The sequence below is a fragment of the Aminobacter sp. P4_D5 genome (assembly GCF_056401815.1).
The window spans coordinates 1-729 of the sequence record NZ_JBFUIP010000667.1 but is presented as its reverse complement, the minus strand read 5'-3'; the positions used below and the strand labels follow the sequence as shown (position 1 = coordinate 729).

At 71.4% G+C, this 729-nt stretch carries 1 protein-coding gene; it reads right to left on the bottom strand.

Features of this window, described 5'->3' with window-relative positions; genetic code table 11:
• A partial coding sequence (locus AC1DWF_RS34215; protein ID WP_476842929.1) for a Bug family tripartite tricarboxylate transporter substrate binding protein occupies positions 1 to 729 on the bottom strand: 729 nt, incomplete at both ends.

The following is a 729-nucleotide window of genomic DNA, read 5'->3' as shown; positions in this document are numbered from 1 at the left end:
TGGTCTCCACCGTGTCGGCCAGCCGGTCCACGATCGGCGCGGGCACGCCGGCGGGCAGGAGGAGGCCGGACCAGACGTCCAGCTCGGCATCCGGGAAGCCGGCTTCCGCCACCGTGGGCACCTCCGGCAGCTGCGCGAGCCGCTGGCGGCCCGTCACGGCGAGCGGGCGGATCTGCCCGGCCTGGATCAGCGGCATGCTGGTGACGGCATAGTCGAACATCAGGTCGATCCGCCCTGCGGCGAGGTCGGCCAGCGAGGCGGGGGTGCCGCGATAGGGCACGTGCAGGATGTCGATTCCCGCGACCTTCTGGAACTGCGCCCCGGCCAGGTGCACGCCCGAGCCGACGCCGCCGGAGCCGAAGGTCAGCTTGCCCGGATTCGCCCGGGCATAGGCGACGATGTCGGCGAGGCTGCGGAAGGGGCTGCGGCTGCTGGTGACCGCGATGTTGTTGTCGGCGAAGAGCGCATGCACGGGTGTGAAGTCGCGCACCGCGTCATAGGGCGTGTTGCGGTAGATGGATGGGTTGGAGCCGTGCGTGCCCATCGTGCCGAAGAGCATCGTGTAGCCGTCCGGCCGGGCGCGGGCGACGGCCTCGCCGCCGATGGCGCCATTCGCACCGGGCCGGTTCTCGACCACSACGGGCTKGCCGAGTTTTTCGGTGAGCCGCTGGGCGAGGAACCGGGCATTGGTGTCGGGCAGGCCGCCCGGGACATAGGGGACGATCAGGG